Raw genomic sequence first — 16962 nt, forward strand, 5'->3', positions numbered from 1 at the left:
CCCAACTGCGGCCCGCGGGTTTCGGAGCTCCTTGGGCGCCGATAGCCGCGCAGTCCGCGGATACCCAGGGTGCGGGGGCCGCCTATAGTGTGCGAGGCCTCCCTTGGTGCGGAGATTAGGCGTCCTATTCTCCGCACTTCACGCGGAGAACAGCCTTGCTCCTGCGGCGCATAACGCCCATATTCCCCGCAAGGAGTGCGGGGAATGGCGCAATACATCCATGAGATCGAAGGCTGGCCGCGTCTGGAATGGCGCGCTGACGCGCTTGCCGATCGCCTCCCAGCCGTCCGTCATCGCCAAGGCCTTCTGCTTGGCCGGATGCACACGCTCGGCTTCGACCTCCGCGCTGAAGCCGTCCTCGAGACCCTTACCGAAGATGTCCTGAAATCCAGCGAAATCGAAGGCGAGCTGCTCGACAAGGATCAGGTGCGATCCTCCATCGCCCGCCGCCTCGGCATGGATATCGGGGCCCTCGCCCCCGCGGATCGCAACGTCGAAGGCGTCGTCGAAATGATGCTCGACGCGACCCAGAACTTTGCGTCTCCGCTCACCGAGGAACGGCTGTTCGGCTGGCACGCCGCCCTGTTTCCGACCGGACGCAGCGGCATGACGAAGATCGTCGTCGGCGCCTGGCGCAACGAGAGCTCCGGCCCGATGCAGGTCGTCTCGGGCCCCTTCGGACGAGAGCGCGTGCACTATGAAGCGCCGCCCGCCGCCCGTCTGCAGGACGAGATGCGCGCGTTCCTCGACTGGTTCACTGACGAGCCGCGGACGGATCCGGTCCTCAAGGCCGCGATCGCCCACCTGTGGTTCGTGACCATCCACCCGTTCGACGACGGGAACGGCCGGATCGCCCGGGCGATCGCCGACATGGCGCTCGCCCGTTCCGAGAAAAGCGCCCAGCGGTTCTACAGCATGTCCGCCCAGATCCGGCTGGAGCGCAAGGACTACTACGCGACCCTGGAGACGACCCAGAAAGGCGCGCTGGACGTGACCCTCTGGCTGGACTGGTTCCTCGGCTGCCTCGATCGCGCGTTCGATGGCGCGGAAACCACCCTGACGCATGTCATGCGCAAGGCGCGCTTCTGGGAGGCGCTCGCAGGTCAGACGTTGAGCGAGCGCCAGAGCACGGTCATCAACCGGCTGCTCGACGGCTTCGAAGGCAAGCTCACCTCGACCAAATGGGCGGCGCTGACGAGGTCCTCGCCCGACACGGCCCTGCGCGACATCAACGATCTGGTGGACCGGGGCATCCTCGTGAAGGATGACGGCGGCGGTCGCAGCACAAGCTATTCTCTGGTCGATCGAGGATAAGCGCCTCCCCATGGCGCCGGCGAGGCTCTGCGCCGTGCGGCTCCACTGAAGACCCTGCCTCGACAGGGAGGATCGCAATTCGCCAGTTCTGGCGCGTTACCGCCAAAAACGCAGCCTCAGGCCTGGCGTGCGATAGCAATGGCCGAGAGGTCGGACGCGGCATCCACCAAAACTCCGGCCGCCTTGCGCTCCGAATAGCGGTCCACGAGCTGAACGGCGTGGGGCCGGACCAGGATGGTGAAGCGCACCAGTTCCTCCATCACATCGACAATCCGCTCATAGTAGGCCGAGGGTTTCATCCGGCCGGCCTCGTCGAATTCCTGGAAGGCCTTGGCCACGCTCGACTGGTTGGGGATGGTGACCATCCGCATCCAGCGGCCCAGAAGGCGCAGAGTGTTGACGGCGTTGAAGCTCTGGGACCCGCCCGACACCTGCATGACGGCGAGCGTCCGGCCCTGGGTCGGGCGCATGCCGCCCAGGCTCAACGGCAGGTGATCGATCTGCAGCTTCATCAGTCCGGAGACCTGGCCGTGCCGCTCCGGGCTGCACCAGACCATGCCCTCCGACCACAAGGCGTGTTCGCGCAACTCGCGCACCGCCGGGTGGTCGTCGTCGCCGGGCGCGCCCGGCAGGGGCAGGTCGGTGGGGTCGAAGATGCGGGTCTCGCATCCCATTTGCTGCAGCAGGCGGGCCGCTTCCTCGACGCAGAACCGCGAATACGACCGCTCGCGCAGCGATCCGTACAGGAGAAGGATACGCGGCGCCGGCTCGGTCGGGCCCAGTCCACGGGCGGGATCGGCGGACAGATAGGCCGCGTCCAGAGCCGGCAGATGATCCGGGTCCGGCAGCGAGCGCAGGCGGGTGAAGGTCATCACAGGTCCTTGGTCAGACAGGCGGCCGACGCCGGCCAGACGTCCGCGAAGTCCGACGTGCGGACGAGCGATAGACCGGGCCGGTCCTATTAAGGTCACTACAGGACGGTGAACAGCAATCGCTCGGGACCGCGCCGAGACCGCGACACCCTGACCGTCGCCAAACCCCGCGGGATCCTTCAGAGAGTCAAAGGCGGCGGTTGACGGATACGAGGCAAGAAGCTGCGGGCAACAACATTCCAAGGCACTATTTTCCCGTGACCTGCTCGCGGGTCGATCTCCGCAAAAATTAGTTCGGTGTTTTCAGCAGATTTCAGGGGCCTTCACCGCAATGCGCCATGCCAATGGACAGGCGAGCGCTCGCCAGCAAAAGATTTTTGGTAGCGGTGTGGTAGCGGCGTAAAAAATAGGGTGGGCGATCCCGTTGGGATCGCCCTGCCATAACCTATTGATTGCCTTGGCAATCTCGACTGGAGCGGGCGAAGAGATTCGAACTCTCGACCCCAACCTTGGCAAGGTTGTGCTCTACCACTGAGCTACGCCCGCACTCCGTAGGAGCTAGGTGCGCTCCCCGTCGAGGAGGGGGCGTATAGCGGAGGGTTGAGCGGTCCTGCAAGAGGTTTTTTCGGGCTATCGCGCTTCGCGCTGCTTGAGCCCTGTAAATGCCCCCACGGTCACCGTCGGAACGCTCCGCTGCTCGCCGCCCAAGCGCTTTTGCGCTCAAGCAGCGAGCCGCCGCGCGGTGAGCGTAGCGCCCTTCCGCGCCTCAGCGCGGCGCCAGCCTGATGGCGCCGTCCAGGCGGATGCATTCGCCGTTGATGTAGACGTTGCGCGCCAGCTCCAGCACCAGCGACGCATAGTCGGCCGGCGTGCCCAGACGGCTGGGGAAGGGGATGGCGGCGGCCAGGGCGTCCTGAATCTTCTGGTCCATGCCGGCCATCATTGGCGTCCACATGATGCCGGGCAGGATGGTGTTGCAGCGCACCCCTTCCTGAGCCAGATCGCGCGCGATCGGCAGGGTCATGGCATAGACGCCGCCCTTGGACGCCGAATAGGCGGCCTGGCCGATCTGGCCGTCCTGCGCCGCCACCGAGGCGGTGTTGACGATCAGGCCGCGCTCGCCGTCCGCCATGGGCTCCAGCGTCACCATGCCCGCCGCCGACTGCGACAGCACGCGGAAGGTGCCGAACAGATTGACCCGCACGGTGCGCTCGAACTGGGCCATGTCGTGGGCCTTGATCTCGCCGGTGTCCTTCTTGCGCGCGACGGTCTTCTGGCCGGTGGCGATGCCGGCGCAGTTGACGGTCAGACGCTCCTGGCCATGGGCGGCGCGGGCCTTTTCGAAGGCGGCGGCGACCGAGGCGTCGTCAGTCACATCCACCTGGCAGAAGACGCCGCCGATCTCTTTCGCGATTTCCTCGCCGCGTTCGGCGTTCAGGTCGAACAGGGCGACCTTGGCCCCCGTCGCCGCGATGGCGCGTGCGGTGCCTTCGCCCAGGCCCGAGGCGCCGCCGGTGACCACTGCGGCGATGGTGTTGTCGAGTTTCATCCTGATCGTTCCTATATTGTCGTGAACCTGAGTTTCGTTTGAGGATTTAGCGGCCATGACCGCCAAAGCCAAACCCGCCGATCCGTCGGATGTCCTGGACCCGAAAAAGGCGCTCGTGCCGTCGGTGGTGAAGATCAACGAGGCGCGCGTGACCAAGGGCTTCTGGCCCAAGATTCAGCGCACGGCCGCCCGCATCCCCTTTGCGGACCAGGCCCTTGCCGCCTGGTACGCCGCGCGCGATCCGCAGACGCCGATGGCGGCCAAGGGCATGATCTTCGCGGGCCTGGCCTATTTCGTCATGCCGGTGGACGCCATTCCCGACATCTTCGCGGGCATCGGCTATACCGACGACGCGGCCGTCATCACCGCCCTGCTGGCCCTGGTCGGCGCCAACATCAAACGCCGCCACCGCGACCAGGCCGAGGACGCGGTGCAGCGGCTGAAGGACAAATAGCTCAGCTCTCGACCGTCACCACGATTTTGCCCAGCGCCTGACGGTCGCTCAGGGCTTTGATCGCCTCTCCGGCCTTTTCCAGCGGGAAGATCTTCGACACGCGCGGCCTGATCTTGCCGTCCGCGTACATCTGCATCAGTTCGGCCATATTGGCGGCGTGGGCCTTGGGATCGCGCATCACCGCCGCGCCCCAGAAGACGCCGATCACCGACACCGACTTCAGCAGCGTCAGGTTCAGCGGCAGGGACGGAATGCCCGCCGGGAAGCCGACCACCAGATAACGCCCGTTCCAGTCCATGGCTCGCAGCGCCGGATCGGCGTAATCGCCGCCGACCGCGTCATAGACGACGTCCGCGCCGTCGCGGCCGGTCGCCAACTTGAACTCGCCCGACAACGCCTTCTGCGCCGCCTTGTCCATCGGTCCCGACGGATAGATCAGGCCATTGTCGGCCCCCAACTCAAGCGCGAACTCGACCTTGTCGTTGGTCGAGGCGGCGGCGACGACGCGCGCGCCCATGGCCTTGCCCAGTTCGACGGCGGCGGCGCCGACGCCCCCGGCCGCGCCCAGCACCAAGAGGGTTTCGCCCGCCTTCAGCTGCGCCCGGTCCTTCAGCGCATAGTAGCTGGTGCCATAGGTCATGATCAGGGCCGCCGCTTCTTCGAAGCTCATGGCGTCGGGGATGGGAATGACCGTCTCGGCCCGCACCGCCAGCCGCTCGACCAGCCCGCCCCAGCCCGGCACGGCGATGACCCGGTCGCCCTTGCGCACGCCCTTGACGCCTTCGCCCACGGCCTCGACCACGCCGGCGACCTCGGCTCCCGGCGAGAAGGGCCGCTCGGGCCGGAACTGATATTTGTCCTCGATGATCAGCGTGTCGGGATAGTTGATCCCCACCGCCTTGACCTCGATGATCACCTCGCCCGCCTTGGGCGTCGGGTCGAGCACGTCTTCCACGACCAGGGTTTCAGGGCCGCCAGGCGTCTTGGACAAAACAGCGCGCATCAAAGTTTCCTTTCTGGGCCTACCGCGCTTCGCGCTGCTTGAGGCCGTTTTCCCTGGACCGACATGGCGCGGCCTTCATCGCGACGCTAAAGAGCGCCACGCCCGTTTGAAAGAGGCGATAAGGACAAGGCTCAGGAAGACGACATGACCGCCCTCATCCTCCACGGCGGCGCCGGCGCCCGGCGCGAACGCAACTACGACGCCGAGGTCGTGCATATGCGCGAGGTGGTCGAGGCCATGAAGGTCCGGCTGGACGCGGGCGACAGCGCCCTGGACGTCGCGATTGCCGCCGTCGTCATGCTGGAGGATTCGGGTCTCTACGTCGCGGGCAAGGGCGCTTCGCCCAATCTCGCCGGCGCCTATGAGCTGGACGCCAGCATCATGGACGGATCAACGAAACGCGCCGGGGCCGTCGCCGCCCTGCAAGGGTTCCGCAATCCCGTCGTCGCCGCCCGCGCGGTGATGGATCGCACGCCTCACGTGATGCTGGTGGGAGAGGGCGCGGCCCTGTTCGCCCACGACCAGGGGCTGGAGCCCATCGCTGACGAGGCCGCCTGGTTCACCGGCGCCGGCAAGGGCGAGGACAACCATCCGCCCGGCACGCTCAGCCACGGCACCGTCGGCGCCTGCGTGCTGGACAGCCAGGGCCGTCTCGCCGCCGCCACCTCCACCGCCGGGGTGTTCGGCAAGATGCCGGGCCGCGTCGGCGACACGCCGATCCCCGCCGCCGGGACCTGGGCCGACGCCCACGCCGCGACCTCCTGCACCGGCCAGGGCGAATATTTCATCCGCGTCGCCGCCTCCGCCCAGGTCGCCTGGCGCGTCGCCGCCGGCCAGTCGCTGGCCGAGGCGACCCAGGCCGTCATCGACGAGATCGGTCAGATGGGCGGCGACGGCGGCATGATCGCCCTGGACGCCGCCGGAAACATCGCCGCCCCGTTCAACAGCCAGGGCATGAAGCACGCCTGGCTGACCACCGCCGGCGAGATCGGCGTCCAGGTCTTCCGCGACTAGGTCTTGGCGGACATCACTTCGGAAATGATGGTCAGCAAAACCTTCAGATCGACAGGCTTGCTGACCACCGCATCCATGCCCGCCGCCAGATAGCTCTCTACCTGCTCCACCATCGCAGCGGCCGCCCAGCTGCCGTAGAGAACGGCGGGCGGAGTAACCATATTTTGCAGAACGAAGGCCCAGACCGCGATCTTTTCGTCGGAGACAGAAGTCGCTTTCGCTCGTCTCGGCACGCGTCCTCGGCTTGGGTGGTCGCTGGAATGCGACCTATCGGCGAATAGAGCGCCGTCGGGGATTTGTCCATCAACGGCCTTGCTTAATCCGTTTCATTACAGGTCGGTAAGGTGCAAGACGCCCAATCGCTGATACGGTCTCCGCGCCCGGCGTTCCGGGCTTCGGAGTCCTTCATGAAATCCCGCCTGATCGCCACCGCTGCCGCCTCGGCCCTCCTTCTCGGCCTCGCCGCCCCCGCCTTCGCAGAGGGCGCCGCGCCCGCCGCAGCCGCCGCTCAATCGACGAAGCAGGCGCCGCAGGGCGTGACCGTGCCCCCGCTGGGCTTCACCAAGCGCGTCCTGGCCAACGGGCTGGAAGTCTATTCGGCGCGTGACGCCGACACCTCGAACGTCACGGTCCAGGTCTGGTACAAGGTCGGCTCAAAAGACGATCCGGCCGGCCGCTCGGGCTTCGCCCACCTGTTCGAACACCTGATGTTCAAGTCGACCACCAACCTGCCGCCCGAGACGTTCGACCGGCTGACCGAGGACGTGGGAGGCTCCAACAACGCCTTCACCGCCGACGACACCACCGCCTATTTCGAGACCGTGCCCGCCAACCATCTGGAGCGGATGCTGTTCGCCGAGGCCGACCGCATGGGGTCCTTGGTCGTGGACGAGCCGACCTTCGTCGCCGAGCGCGACGTGGTGAAGGAGGAATACCGTCAGCGGATTCTGGCCAATCCCTACGGCCGCCTGTTCGGCCTGTTCGTGCCTGAAACCATCTATCAGGACAGCCCCTATCGCCGTCCGGGCATCGGCTCGATCGAGGAGCTTGAGGCCTCTTCGCTGGAAGACGTGCGCCGCTTCCACGCCACCTACTATCGCCCTGACGCCGCCTATCTGATCGTGGCCGGCAACTTCGACCAGGCCCAACTGGACCGCTGGGTGGATCAGTATTTCGGACCGCTGAAGAACCCGACCACGCCGATCCCGACCAACACTGTCGTCGAGCCCGAGCCGACGGGTCCGCGCAACGTCACCTACTATGCGCCGAACGTGCCGCTGCCGGCCGCCGTCGTCGCCTGGCCGACGGTGAAATACGCCGACGCCGACCGCGCAGCCCTGACCGTTCTGGACGGCATCCTGTCCACCGGCGAATCCAGCCGCCTGTATCGCTCGCTGGTCTATGACAAGCAGATTGCGGCCCAGATCGGTTCGACCCCCGATTTCTCTCAGCAGGCCGGCAATCTGTCCGCCCTGGCCATCATGGCCCAGGGCCACACGGCCGAGGAAGGCATCGCCGCCCTGAACGACGAGATCGCCAAGCTGCGCGACGTTCCAGTCACCGCCGCCGAACTGGCCGAGGCCATGAACGAACTGGTCGCCGACGCCCTGCGCAGCCGCGAGACGGTGGACGACCGCGCGACCGCCCTGGGCTTCTCGCTGATCAACACCGGCTCAGCCGCCGCCGCCGACGAAGAGGTCGCTCAGATCCAGGCCGTCACCGTCGCCGACATTCAGCGCGTCGCCCGCAAATATCTGACGCCGCAGCGCCAATCGACGATCACCTTCCTGGCCGCCGACGACCGGAACCCCGCCTCGGTTCAGAAGATGAACGTGGACGCCCCCGTGAAGGTCGCCGACCTGGCCCCCGCCGGTCCGCCCGCCGTCATGCTGCCTGAGGCGGAGCGCAAGCCCCTGCCCCAGCCGGGCGCCGAGGTCGCGCCCGTGACGCCGACCGTCGCCGACTTCCGCTTGGATAACGGCCTGCGCGTCCTGGTCGCTCCGACCGACGGCGTGCCGCTGGTCTCGGCCCGCCTCAGCTTCGACGCCGGCTCGTCCGACGATCCGACGGGCAAGGCCGGCGTCGCCGCCATGACCGCCGCGCTTTTGACCCAGGGCACCAAGACCAGGACCGCCCCCGAGATCGCCACCCAGATCGAGCAACTGGGCGCCAGCGTCGGCGCATCGGCCGGGGTCGACTTCTCCAACGTCTACGCCAACGCGCCGTCGAACGCCTTCCCGGCGACCGTGGCCCTGATGGCGGATCTGGTGAAGAACCCGACCTTCGCCGGCGAAGAGCTTGAACGTCAGCAGGCCCAGACCTTGGATGGCCTGCGCGTCGCCCTCAGCCAGCCGGCGTCCATCGCCGGCATGACGGTCGGCCGCGTCATCTACGGCGACGCCCCCTATGGCGCGACGATCACCCAGCAGACCGTCCCGGCCATCACGGCGGCCGATGTCGCCGCCTTCCACGCCGCCCGCTACCGGCCGTCGGACGCGACCCTGGTCTTCTCGGGCGACATCACGCCGGCCGCCGCCCGCGCCCTGGCGCAACAGGCGTTCGGCGACTGGCGCCCGACCGGCGCGGCCCCGGCCGCTGCGACCAACCCGGCCGGTCAGCCCCTGGCGCCGCGCATCGTCGTGGTGAACCAGCCCGGCGCCGGTCAGGCCGCGGTCGTCGCCGCCGTTCGCGGCGTGTCGCGCACCGATGCGGACTTCTTCCCGCTGACGGTCGGCAACACCCTGTTGGGCGGCGGCTTCTCGTCGCGGCTGAACCAGGAAATCCGCATCAAGCGCGGCCTGTCCTACGGCGCCTCGTCGTCGCTGGGCGTGCGGGCGGATGCGGGCCTGTTCACCGCCTCGACCCAGACCAAGAACGAGACCGCCGACGAGGTCGCCGACCTGATCCTGGCCGAGATCGCCAAACTGGGCGCCGAGACCCCGACCCAGGCCGACCTGGCCCCGCGCCGCGCCACCCTGATCGGCGGCTTCGGCCGCTCGCTGGAGACGGTGGACGGTCTGGGCGCCCTGGTCGCCAACCTGGCCCTCTATGACCTGCCGATGAGCGACCTCGCCGACTACGCCGGCCGGGTCCGCGCTGCGACGCCGGAACAGGTCGAGGCCGCCTTCGCCGAACACCTGCCGGCCAACCGCGCCAGCCTGGTCATCGTCGGCGACGGCTCGAAGTTCCTGGACGATCTGCGCGCCAAACACCCGAACCTCGAAGTCATCGAGGCGGGCGCCCTGAACCTGAACAACGGCTCGCTGAAGTAAGGCGGATCGGCAAGCCCCCTCCTTCCCACCGCGGCGAAGGAGGGGGTCGGCCGCCAGCCGTCCTATTTTCAGGACCGAAGTCGTCTCTTTTCAGGGACTTTTGGGCGACCGTCGACAATCATCCATACGGGCTTCGAACGGGGATATGATCCATCCCCGATCTTTGACATCGCGATCTGCCACGCCGAGGCCTTAGCTCTCAAGGCCGGGCCCGACCTGCCTCGACAATTGCACGCGTCCAATTCGAGCGAAGATTTATCCCTGCGATTTCCGTCTCTTGCCGCCAAATTGCACGCCATTGCACGCTTTTCGCCGCGTGCAATTCCGTCCGCTAGACCGACAGACAGACCACTTGGGCCACGCGCAGATCGCGCCTTAGCCGGTTGGATACCTGGCCGTAATCCTCGGTCGTGATGGCTTGGCCGCGCGCGTCGTCGGCCGGCGTCTGTTCGCCGCGAATGGCCGGCCCGAACGTCTCGGGAGCCGTCGTATAGATCCGGCCCCGTCTCGGCGCCTCGGCGATGGTGACGCCCACGACGCGGCCCTGCGCATCCAGCGCTGGCGCGCCCGACAGCCCCGACAATGTGCCCTCAAGCCCGTTGGTGCGCCCGACCTCGGCCCAGGACAGCACCGGCTCGTCGCGCGCACCGCGCCCGAAGACCTTCAAGGTCTCGCGCCCCAGCAGGCGAGACGTCACCTCGCCGGGACGCCCCTGCGGAAAACCGGGATGGAAGGCGCGCTGGCCCTTGCGCAGCGGCGCCTCGACCGCGACCGGCAGTGCGGCGGGACCGCCGTCGGTGATCAGCAAGGCGACGTCGGCGCGCGGCGCCAGACGGACGTCGGCCGCGACCGCCCGCCCCTCGCCGACCACCAACGCCGGCTTGCGGCACCCCTCGACAACATGGCGCGCCGTCACCCAGCGCCCCCGTCCTGCGATGGAGAAGGCCGTGCCCGACGACGGCTTGAACGGCGCCTCGCCCGCATCGACGGTTACGGCGGCGTCAAAGGGGGTGATGGGGCCCAACAGCGCGCCCTCGGCCACATCAGACCCCGCCTCGGCGACCGGCGGCGCATCGGCGTTCTCGCGCCGCCCCAGAGACACCGCCAAAAACACGGCCGCCACCGCTCCATAGATGGCCCAGTCCGGCAGGCGGGGAAACTGCATTCCTCCGGCCGATCAGCCGGTCAGCGCGGCGGACAGGATGACGGCCGTCGCCAGCTTGGCGCCCAGCAACACCACCGCCGCCGAAATCTCGCCGTGGCGGATCCGCTCGGGCAGGCCCGTCAGCAGCAGGTCCACGACCCGGAAGGCCAGAAGCTGCAGCACCACGGTCGCCACCCCCCAGATGGCGATGTCGCGCACCGAGGTCGACACCGACAGCGACACCGCCAGCGGCACCGCCAACCCCACCAGAATGCCGGCGAAGGCGATGGCGGCGGCGACATTGCCCTGACGGATCAGGGCGACCTCCTTCCACGGCGTCAGCAGCGCATAGACCGTCGCCCCCGCCGAGAGCAGCAGCAAGGTCACGATCAGGTGCATCACCATGACCGGGAAGCCCGAGGCGAAAGCCTGCACCTCGGCGCTGGAAAGGACGTTCGACAAGGAGGGGTCCATGCCCAGATGCCTTGCCCGATTGTCGCCCCAATCCGCAAGCGCGCCAGGGACACACTGCGTGACATTATGTGTCCGAAGGTTGTGTCCTCTCATCAGGAGAGGACACGAGAATCAGGCCGCCGCCTGCTCCGCCTTCCGGAGCGCTGAGGCCCGCACCTTTTCGCTCTCGGACTTCAGCTGGCCGCACGCGGCCAGGATGTCGCGGCCGCGGGGGGTGCGGATGGGTGACGCGTAACCGGCCTTGTTCAGGATGGCGGCGAAGCGTTCGATCGTCTTCCAGTCCGAGCATTCGTACTCGACGCCGGGCCAGGGGTTGAACGGGATCAGATTGATCTTGGCCGGAATGCCCTCGATCAGCTTCAGCAGGGCGCGCGCCTCTTCCGGGCTGTCGTTGACGCCCTTCAGCATGACGTATTCGAACGTCACCCGGCGTGCATTGGACAGGCCCGGATAGGCCCGGATCGCCGCCATCAGCTGGTCCAGCGGATATTTCTTGTTCAGCGGCACGAGCACGTCGCGAAGCGCGTCGTTGGTGGCGTGTAGGCTGATGGCCAGCATGGCCGCCGTGCGGTCGCCTAAGGCCTGAAGCTGCGGCACCACCCCCGACGTCGAGACCGTGATCCGACGGCGCGACAGGGCGATGCCCTCGTTGTCCGAGATGATGTCGATGGCGTCGGCGACATGGTCCAGATTGTAGAGCGGCTCGCCCATGCCCATGAAGACGATGTTGGACAGGCGCCGGTCTTCCTTGGGCGACGGCCACTCCTCCAGGTCGTCGCGCGCCACCTGGACCTGGGCCACGATCTCGGCGGCGGTCAGGTTGCGGACCAGCTTTTGCGTGCCGGTGTGGCAGAAGGTGCAGTTCAGGGTGCAGCCGACCTGGCTGGACACGCAAAGCGCGCCGGCCCGGCCGACGTCGGGGATGTAGACGGTCTCGATCTCGATGCCCGGCGCGGTGCGGATCAGCCATTTGCGGGTGCCGTCCTTGGACACCTGGCGTTCGACGACCTCGGGACGGGCCAGGGTGAAATGCTCGGCCAGCTTGGCCTGCATGTCCTTGGCGACATTGCTCATGGCCGAAAACTCGGTCACGCCATAGTGGTGGATCCAGCTCCAGACCTGGCTGGCGCGCATCTTGGCCTTCTCGGGCGGACAGACGTTCGCGTCGATCAGGGCCTGGCGCAGGCCGGGGCGCGTCAGACCGCTGAGGTTGACGGGGGCCTTGACGGCGGGCGCGTTAGAGACGCGCGAAAGATCGAGCGTGATGCTCAAGGCGGCGATCCTGCGTGAGGTTGAGCCGGCCTATATAGCACGGATCCCGGCGATTGCATGGCCGGGGCGGATTCGACCGCCTAGAGGCCCACGTCCCAGACGCCGGCGTCGCGCATCCGGGTCTCGCGCGCCTCCTCGGCCCGACCGCCCATGTCCTTGGCCATGCTGCGGATGGCGGTCGAAACGGTAGCCTTGTGGACGCCCGGCACGATTGCGTGAGCGAAGGCGGCGCTCGCCAGACCCAGCAGTTTGAAGCCGAAGCCGGCCGAGGCGGCCATGTGCTGCAGATAGGTCTCGTCGACCTCGCGCGGGTGGTCGCGGAACAGGCGGTCGAACGCGGTCGAGCCCGAACGGCGGCGGTCGATCGTCGTCTGACTCATGGTGGCGGCCTCCTGTTCCCGTAAGACCATGGTCACGCCGGACGGCTGGCGACGCAAGCCCCATCGCGATCTGTTCAATGGACGCGACCGACACGCCACCTGCCCGCTTCAGACCCATCGTCAGAAGTGAAAACTCGGTCTAGGGTCGGCGTTCGATCAAGGAAATGCCCATGCCGATCCGCCTTTCGCCCGCCTCTTCCATGGCCGTCGCCTTGGCCCTGCTGGCCTCAGCGACGCCGGTGATGGCGCAGTCAGGCGCGGCAGGCCTGCCCTATGACGCCCGGCGCGGGGTCTTCAGCTTCTCGTCGGGGCTTGAGGGCTCGCTTCCGGCGGTGGTGCAGGTCACGACCCTGGGCCAGTCGCGCGGTCCCAGTTCGGACGCGGCCGATCCCAAACCCTACGCCTCCGGCTCCGGCGTCATCGTCGATGCGGCCGAGGGGCTGGTGATCACCAACAATCACGTCGTCGAGGGCGGGCGTAAGTTCACCGTCGATCTGACGGACGGCCGCCTGTTCGACGCTGTGCTGGTCGGGGCGGACAAGGCGACCGACATCGCCGTGCTGCGCATCGTGCCCGATGGTCGGCCGCTGAACCTGAAACAGGTCCAGACGGTGGATTCCGACACCCTGCGCACCGGCGACCTGGCCTTCGCCGTCGGCTATCCGCTGGGCCTGGACCAGACCCTGACCATGGGCGTCATCTCGGGCCTGAACCGCTCAGGGTTAGGCGATGCGGTCGAGGACTATATCCAGACCGACGCGGCCGTGAACTCGGGCAATTCGGGCGGGCCGCTGCTGGATAGCCGGGGCCGGCTGATCGGCATCAACACCTCGATCCTGTCGGGGGGGCTCGGCGGCGGCAACGACGGCATCGCCTTCGCCGTACCGACGCGGATCATGCTCTACGTCGCCGACCAGCTGAAGAAGAACGGCGAGGTCAAGCGCGGCGCGACCGGGGCCATCTTCGGCTCGCTGAACGCCGAACGCGCGCGCGACCTGCATCTGGGCATCGTGCGTGGGGCCGTTGTCGCCGATGTCGCGCCGGGATCGCCGGCCGAACGCGCAGGCCTGCGCCACAACGACGTCATCACGCGCATCGAGGGCCGCCCCGTCGCCAACGCCGGCTCGGTCAACGCCACCATCGGCATCGCCGCGCCGGGCTCGGATCTCAGCGTTTCCTATCTGCGCGGCGGCCGCGAGGCGACCACGTCGCTGGCGGTCGAGACGCCCGCTGATCAGCCCGTGATCGTCGGGCCCCAGTCGGTGCTGGCCTATGGGGCGACGCTGCGAGACCAGGACGGCGGCGCACAGGTCACGGCGATCGCGGCCGGCTCGCCCGCCGCCCAGGCCGAACTGACGGCCGGCGATGTGATCACCGCCATCGCAGGCCAGCCTGTCGCCGACGCTCGCGCAGCCGCGACAGCCCTGCAGAGCGCCTCAGGATCAGTCGAGGCGACCGTGATCCGAAACGGAGAGACCTTGAACCTGACCTTGTCGCTTTAGGCGGGGTCAGACGCCGACGCGGCGCTGCTGGCAGGCTCCAGACAGCGAAACGCCCGCCTTGCCAGGGAGGGGGAGGGGAAAGGCAGGGCGGGCGCTCGCTTGGAGGAAGCATCGGCCGCCGGAGCCCGTAAACTGGAAACATCCAGGGGGGCTGGGGGGGCTGTTCAGGATCCGGGACGCTTCCGAACTCCGACGAGCCGATGATCGATATTTCGTTGCGCATACGGGCGGGCGAAGGACCGAAACGGGGCCATTTCGTGTCTGCGTCGATTTCCTGGCCGCCTCTGGCGTCGCGCCTCCAGCGGCCTAAGTTGAGCCTATGAGCCTGAACCCTCACGACACGACGCCGGCGCCCGGCCCCGTCTTCTTCGACCGCCGCGAACTGGACCCGATCCTCAGGGTTTATGGCCGCATGGTCGCGCAGGGCGAATGGCGCGACTACGCCATGGTGGGCCACAAGGATTTCGCCGAGTTCGCCGTCTTTCGCCGCAGCGGCGACGCCCCGCTTTACCGCATCGAAAAGCGCCCCGCCCTCCAAACCCGCCAGGGCCAGTGGGCCGTCATCGGCGAAGGCGGCCAGATCCTGAAACGCGGCCGCGACCTGGCCCAGGTGCTGCGCGTCTTCGACGGTCGCCGGTTTCAGGTGGTCGAGTAGAAACAAAAAGGGCCCCGCGAGGGGCCCTTTCCGTATCCGTTTTTCGACAGACCTCAGTTCCGGTTGCCGCCCATGAAGGCCAGCAGGAATTGGAACAGGTTCACGAAGTTGATGAACAGGCTCAGAGCGCCGAAGCCGGTCGCCACGCCCATCGCGTTCTGGTCGCCGCCCAGGGCGTAGTAGGTCATCTTCAGACGCTGGGTGTCGTAGGCGATCAGGCCCGAGAAGATCAGCACGCCCAGGCCCGAGATGATCAGATAGAAGGTCCCGGACTGCAGGAACATGTTCACGATCGAGGCGATGATCAGGCCGATCACGCCCATGATCAGGAAGGTGCCCATGCCGGTCAGGTCCTTCTTGGTCGTATAGCCCACCAAGCTCAGACCGCCGAAGGCCGCCGCCGTCACCAGGAAGGTCGTGGCCAGCGAACCGCCCGTGTAGCGCAGGAACAGAATGCCCAGGCCCGCGCCGATCGTGGCGACCACGGCCCAGTAGAGCATGTTCACGCCCTTGGCGGTCGGGTTCTTCATGAAGAACATCGAGCCGAACAGCATCACCAGCGGCGAAAACTGCACGATCATGCCCAGGATCGTCAGCCCGATCCGCCCGTCCGCCGTCTGGACGAACAGCAGCTGCTGCACCGCCGGCACATTGCCGGTGACATAGGCCAAGGCGCCGGCCACCACGAGGCCCAGGGCCAGCTTGTTGTAGACGCCCAGCATGAAGCTGCGCAGGCCGGCGTCGACCGACATGTCGGCCGTCTGCGGCAGAGGACGGGCGTAACCGTTGTTGAAATCGCTCATGGCGACGAACTTTCTCCGATTGGCCGGAGAGGCTTCTCCGGTCACAGGCTTTGAATATCGTGAGCCGAGGCCCGCGCTGCAAGGAAAACCGGACTTGGAGGCTTGTGTTCCGGCCGCTACTTTCGGTCGCATGCTTCGTCTGTTCACCGCCCTGACCCTGCCGCCCGACGTCGCAGAGACGCTGAAACGACGGCAATCGGGCTTGCCCGGCGCAAGGTGGCGGCCGCTGGAAGCCCTGCACGTCACGCTCGCCTTCTATGGCGAGACCGACGAACGCCGCGCCGACGACCTGGCGTCGGAGCTGACGCGCGCGGCGGGCGGTCCGTTCGAGATCGCGCTGAAGGGCGTCGGCTGTTTCGGCGACGACCACCGCAGCCACACGCTGTGGGCCGGGGTCGAAACGCCCAATGAGCGCCTGTCGGTTCTCGCCGGGCGCTGCAAGGCCGCCGGAGAACGGGCCGGGATCGGCATGGAGGCGCGCACCTACAAACCGCATGTGACCCTGGCCTATCTCAAGACCCAGACCAATCCCGACCGGCTCGGCGCCTGGGTGTCGGGGCATAATCTGCTGCATTCGCCGCCGATCCGCATCGATCGCTTCGGCCTGTATTCCAGCGTCCTGACCGACAGCGGCAGCCACTACGAGCTGGAGCGGGAGTATCTGCTGTGAGCACTGCCGCATACACCGTGCCGCCCCATGTGACCTTGGGGCCGACGCTGGAGACCGATCGGCTGATCCTGCGTCCGCCTGCGCTTGAGGACTTTCCGCGCTGGGCTGAGTTCATGGCCGATCCCGAGACCGCCCGCTTCATCGGCGGGGTCCAGCCCGCACCCCAGGTCTGGCGCCTGATCTGCACCGTCGCGGGCATGTGGGCCCTGACGGGAGAGGGGATGTTCTCCATCTTGGAAAAGGAGACCGGCCAGTGGATCGGCCGCATCGGCCCGCTTCACCCCTACGGCTGGCCCGGCCGCGAGGTGGGCTGGAGCCTGCATCGCGACGCCACCGGCAAGGGCTATGCGGTTGAAGCGGCCGCAGCCACGATGGACTACGCCTTCGACGTGCTGGGGTGGGACGACGTCATCCACTGCATCGCGCCCGAGAATCTGCCCTCGGCGGCGGTCGCGACACGGTTGGGTTCGCGCAATCGCGGGCCGGGCGTCCTGCCCGAACCCTTCCAGGACATCGCCACCGATCTGTGGGGCCAGACGCGCGACGAATGGGCGATCAATCGGACGCGCCTGAAGGGCTGATCA

At 67.4% G+C, this 16962-nt stretch carries 17 protein-coding genes and 1 tRNA gene; 8 read left to right on the forward strand and 10 right to left on the reverse strand.

Annotated elements, in window-relative coordinates:
* The first annotated feature begins 204 nt into the window (after window positions 1-204).
* Window positions 205-1314, forward strand: a complete 1110-nt coding sequence (locus HNP47_RS13025) for a Fic family protein (protein WP_184279854.1) — start codon at window positions 205-207, stop codon at window positions 1312-1314.
* A 116-nt stretch (window positions 1315-1430) separates the two neighbouring features.
* Here the strand turns inward: HNP47_RS13025 and arsH are convergent, their stop codons facing one another.
* The 3 genes from arsH to HNP47_RS13040 form a co-directional block, all read right to left on the reverse strand.
* Window positions 1431-2186 (reverse strand): arsenical resistance protein ArsH, encoded by a 756-nt coding sequence (arsH, locus tag HNP47_RS13030; protein WP_035307546.1) that lies wholly within the window; start codon window positions 2184-2186, stop codon window positions 1431-1433.
* 471 nt (window positions 2187-2657) lie between these two features.
* Window positions 2658-2732: transfer RNA gene (locus HNP47_RS13035), tRNA-Gly, on the reverse strand.
* A 220-nt stretch (window positions 2733-2952) separates the two neighbouring features.
* Entirely contained in the window at window positions 2953-3735 is a 783-nt protein-coding gene (locus tag HNP47_RS13040) for an SDR family NAD(P)-dependent oxidoreductase (protein ID WP_184279855.1), read from the reverse strand.
* Between the two features lie 55 nt (window positions 3736-3790).
* Between HNP47_RS13040 and HNP47_RS13045 the strand changes: the two genes are divergently transcribed.
* Window positions 3791-4189 carry a YkvA family protein gene (locus tag HNP47_RS13045; protein ID WP_184279856.1) on the forward strand — a complete coding sequence of 133 codons (399 nt, stop codon included), beginning with the start codon at window positions 3791-3793 and terminating at the stop codon, window positions 4187-4189.
* Window position 4190: 1 nt separating this feature from the next.
* Here HNP47_RS13045 and HNP47_RS13050 read toward each other — a convergent pair whose 3' ends face one another.
* Window positions 4191-5192: an NADPH:quinone oxidoreductase family protein gene (locus HNP47_RS13050; protein WP_184279857.1), complete on the reverse strand. Its 1002-nt coding sequence runs from the start codon at window positions 5190-5192 to the stop codon at window positions 4191-4193.
* A gap of 144 nt (window positions 5193-5336) precedes the next feature.
* On the opposite strand from HNP47_RS13050, the gene HNP47_RS13055 reads away from it, so the two are divergent.
* Window positions 5337-6206 (forward strand): isoaspartyl peptidase/L-asparaginase family protein, encoded by an 870-nt coding sequence (locus tag HNP47_RS13055; protein ID WP_184279858.1) that lies wholly within the window; start codon window positions 5337-5339, stop codon window positions 6204-6206.
* Here the strand turns inward: HNP47_RS13055 and HNP47_RS13060 are convergent.
* The gene (locus HNP47_RS13060) at window positions 6203-6367 is read right to left on the reverse strand and encodes a hypothetical protein (protein ID WP_184279859.1); all 165 of its coding nucleotides are present in this window, start codon (window positions 6365-6367) and stop codon (window positions 6203-6205) included. The two genes, HNP47_RS13055 and HNP47_RS13060, sit on opposite strands and share 4 nt — an antisense overlap.
* Before the next feature lie 246 nt (window positions 6368-6613).
* On the opposite strand from HNP47_RS13060, the gene HNP47_RS13065 reads away from it, so the two are divergent.
* Complete coding sequence (locus HNP47_RS13065) at window positions 6614-9478, forward strand: pitrilysin family protein (protein WP_184279860.1); 2865 nt, start codon at window positions 6614-6616, stop codon at window positions 9476-9478.
* A 331-nt stretch (window positions 9479-9809) separates the two neighbouring features.
* On the opposite strand, the gene HNP47_RS13070 is transcribed toward HNP47_RS13065, so the two are convergent.
* From HNP47_RS13070 to HNP47_RS13085, 4 genes are all read right to left on the reverse strand, one after another.
* Complete coding sequence (locus HNP47_RS13070) at window positions 9810-10643, reverse strand: serine protease (protein ID WP_184279861.1); 834 nt, start codon at window positions 10641-10643, stop codon at window positions 9810-9812.
* 12 nt (window positions 10644-10655) lie between these two features.
* Window positions 10656-11096: a DUF350 domain-containing protein gene (locus HNP47_RS13075; protein WP_184279862.1), complete on the reverse strand. Its 441-nt coding sequence runs from the start codon at window positions 11094-11096 to the stop codon at window positions 10656-10658.
* A 111-nt stretch (window positions 11097-11207) separates the two neighbouring features.
* Complete coding sequence (gene rlmN, locus HNP47_RS13080; RefSeq protein WP_184279863.1) at window positions 11208-12368, reverse strand: 23S rRNA (adenine(2503)-C(2))-methyltransferase RlmN; 1161 nt, start codon at window positions 12366-12368, stop codon at window positions 11208-11210.
* An 80-nt stretch (window positions 12369-12448) separates the two neighbouring features.
* Window positions 12449-12748, reverse strand: coding sequence for a DUF6356 family protein (locus HNP47_RS13085; protein WP_184279864.1), 300 nt, complete (start codon window positions 12746-12748; stop codon window positions 12449-12451).
* 170 nt (window positions 12749-12918) lie between these two features.
* Here HNP47_RS13085 and HNP47_RS13090 point away from each other — a divergent pair, with 170 nt between their 5' ends.
* Entirely contained in the window at window positions 12919-14250 is a 1332-nt protein-coding gene (locus tag HNP47_RS13090; protein WP_221415121.1) for a trypsin-like peptidase domain-containing protein, read from the forward strand.
* A 319-nt stretch (window positions 14251-14569) separates the two neighbouring features.
* The gene (locus HNP47_RS13095) at window positions 14570-14905 is read left to right on the forward strand and encodes a DUF2794 domain-containing protein (protein WP_184279866.1); all 336 of its coding nucleotides are present in this window, start codon (window positions 14570-14572) and stop codon (window positions 14903-14905) included.
* Window positions 14906-14958: 53 nt separating this feature from the next.
* Here the strand turns inward: HNP47_RS13095 and HNP47_RS13100 are convergent, their stop codons facing one another.
* Complete coding sequence (locus tag HNP47_RS13100; RefSeq protein WP_055754260.1) at window positions 14959-15708, reverse strand: Bax inhibitor-1/YccA family protein; 750 nt, start codon at window positions 15706-15708, stop codon at window positions 14959-14961.
* A 130-nt stretch (window positions 15709-15838) separates the two neighbouring features.
* Here HNP47_RS13100 and thpR point away from each other — a divergent pair, with 130 nt between their 5' ends.
* A complete protein-coding gene (gene thpR / locus HNP47_RS13105; RefSeq protein ID WP_184279867.1) occupies window positions 15839-16378 on the forward strand; it encodes an RNA 2',3'-cyclic phosphodiesterase in 540 nt (179 codons plus the stop codon).
* Window positions 16375-16959 (forward strand): GNAT family N-acetyltransferase, encoded by a 585-nt coding sequence (locus tag HNP47_RS13110; protein ID WP_184279868.1) that lies wholly within the window; start codon window positions 16375-16377, stop codon window positions 16957-16959. The genes thpR and HNP47_RS13110 overlap by 4 nt, the downstream gene beginning before the upstream one ends.
* The last annotated feature ends 3 nt before the right edge of the window (window positions 16960-16962 follow it).

The sequence above is a fragment of the Brevundimonas vesicularis genome, from assembly GCF_014204545.1.
GTDB classification, from domain to species: Bacteria; Pseudomonadota; Alphaproteobacteria; order Caulobacterales; family Caulobacteraceae; genus Brevundimonas; species Brevundimonas vesicularis_B.

What these genes read in the sequence shown, in the direction of transcription:
- HNP47_RS13050 (WP_184279857.1), bottom strand. Translation starts at nt 5,192, where the DNA reads ATGCGCGCTGTTTTGTCCAAGACGCCTGGCGGCCCTGAAACCCTGGTC.
- HNP47_RS13040 (WP_184279855.1), bottom strand. Translation starts at nt 3,735, where the DNA reads ATGAAACTCGACAACACCATCGCCGCAGTGGTCACCGGCGGCGCCTCG.
- HNP47_RS13095 (WP_184279866.1), top strand. Translation starts at nt 14,570, where the DNA reads ATGAGCCTGAACCCTCACGACACGACGCCGGCGCCCGGCCCCGTCTTC.
- HNP47_RS13075 (WP_184279862.1), bottom strand. Translation starts at nt 11,096, where the DNA reads ATGGACCCCTCCTTGTCGAACGTCCTTTCCAGCGCCGAGGTGCAGGCT.
- HNP47_RS13100 (WP_055754260.1), bottom strand. Translation starts at nt 15,708, where the DNA reads ATGAGCGATTTCAACAACGGTTACGCCCGTCCTCTGCCGCAGACGGCC.
- HNP47_RS13045 (WP_184279856.1), top strand. Translation starts at nt 3,791, where the DNA reads ATGACCGCCAAAGCCAAACCCGCCGATCCGTCGGATGTCCTGGACCCG.
- HNP47_RS13085 (WP_184279864.1), bottom strand. Translation starts at nt 12,748, where the DNA reads ATGAGTCAGACGACGATCGACCGCCGCCGTTCGGGCTCGACCGCGTTC.
- thpR (WP_184279867.1), top strand. Translation starts at nt 15,839, where the DNA reads ATGCTTCGTCTGTTCACCGCCCTGACCCTGCCGCCCGACGTCGCAGAG.
- HNP47_RS13025 (WP_184279854.1), top strand. Translation starts at nt 205, where the DNA reads ATGGCGCAATACATCCATGAGATCGAAGGCTGGCCGCGTCTGGAATGG.
- HNP47_RS13060 (WP_184279859.1), bottom strand. Translation starts at nt 6,367, where the DNA reads ATGGTTACTCCGCCCGCCGTTCTCTACGGCAGCTGGGCGGCCGCTGCG.
- HNP47_RS13090 (WP_221415121.1), top strand. Translation starts at nt 12,919, where the DNA reads ATGCCGATCCGCCTTTCGCCCGCCTCTTCCATGGCCGTCGCCTTGGCC.
- HNP47_RS13070 (WP_184279861.1), bottom strand. Translation starts at nt 10,643, where the DNA reads ATGCAGTTTCCCCGCCTGCCGGACTGGGCCATCTATGGAGCGGTGGCG.
- arsH (WP_035307546.1), bottom strand. Translation starts at nt 2,186, where the DNA reads ATGACCTTCACCCGCCTGCGCTCGCTGCCGGACCCGGATCATCTGCCG.
- HNP47_RS13055 (WP_184279858.1), top strand. Translation starts at nt 5,337, where the DNA reads ATGACCGCCCTCATCCTCCACGGCGGCGCCGGCGCCCGGCGCGAACGC.
- HNP47_RS13065 (WP_184279860.1), top strand. Translation starts at nt 6,614, where the DNA reads ATGAAATCCCGCCTGATCGCCACCGCTGCCGCCTCGGCCCTCCTTCTC.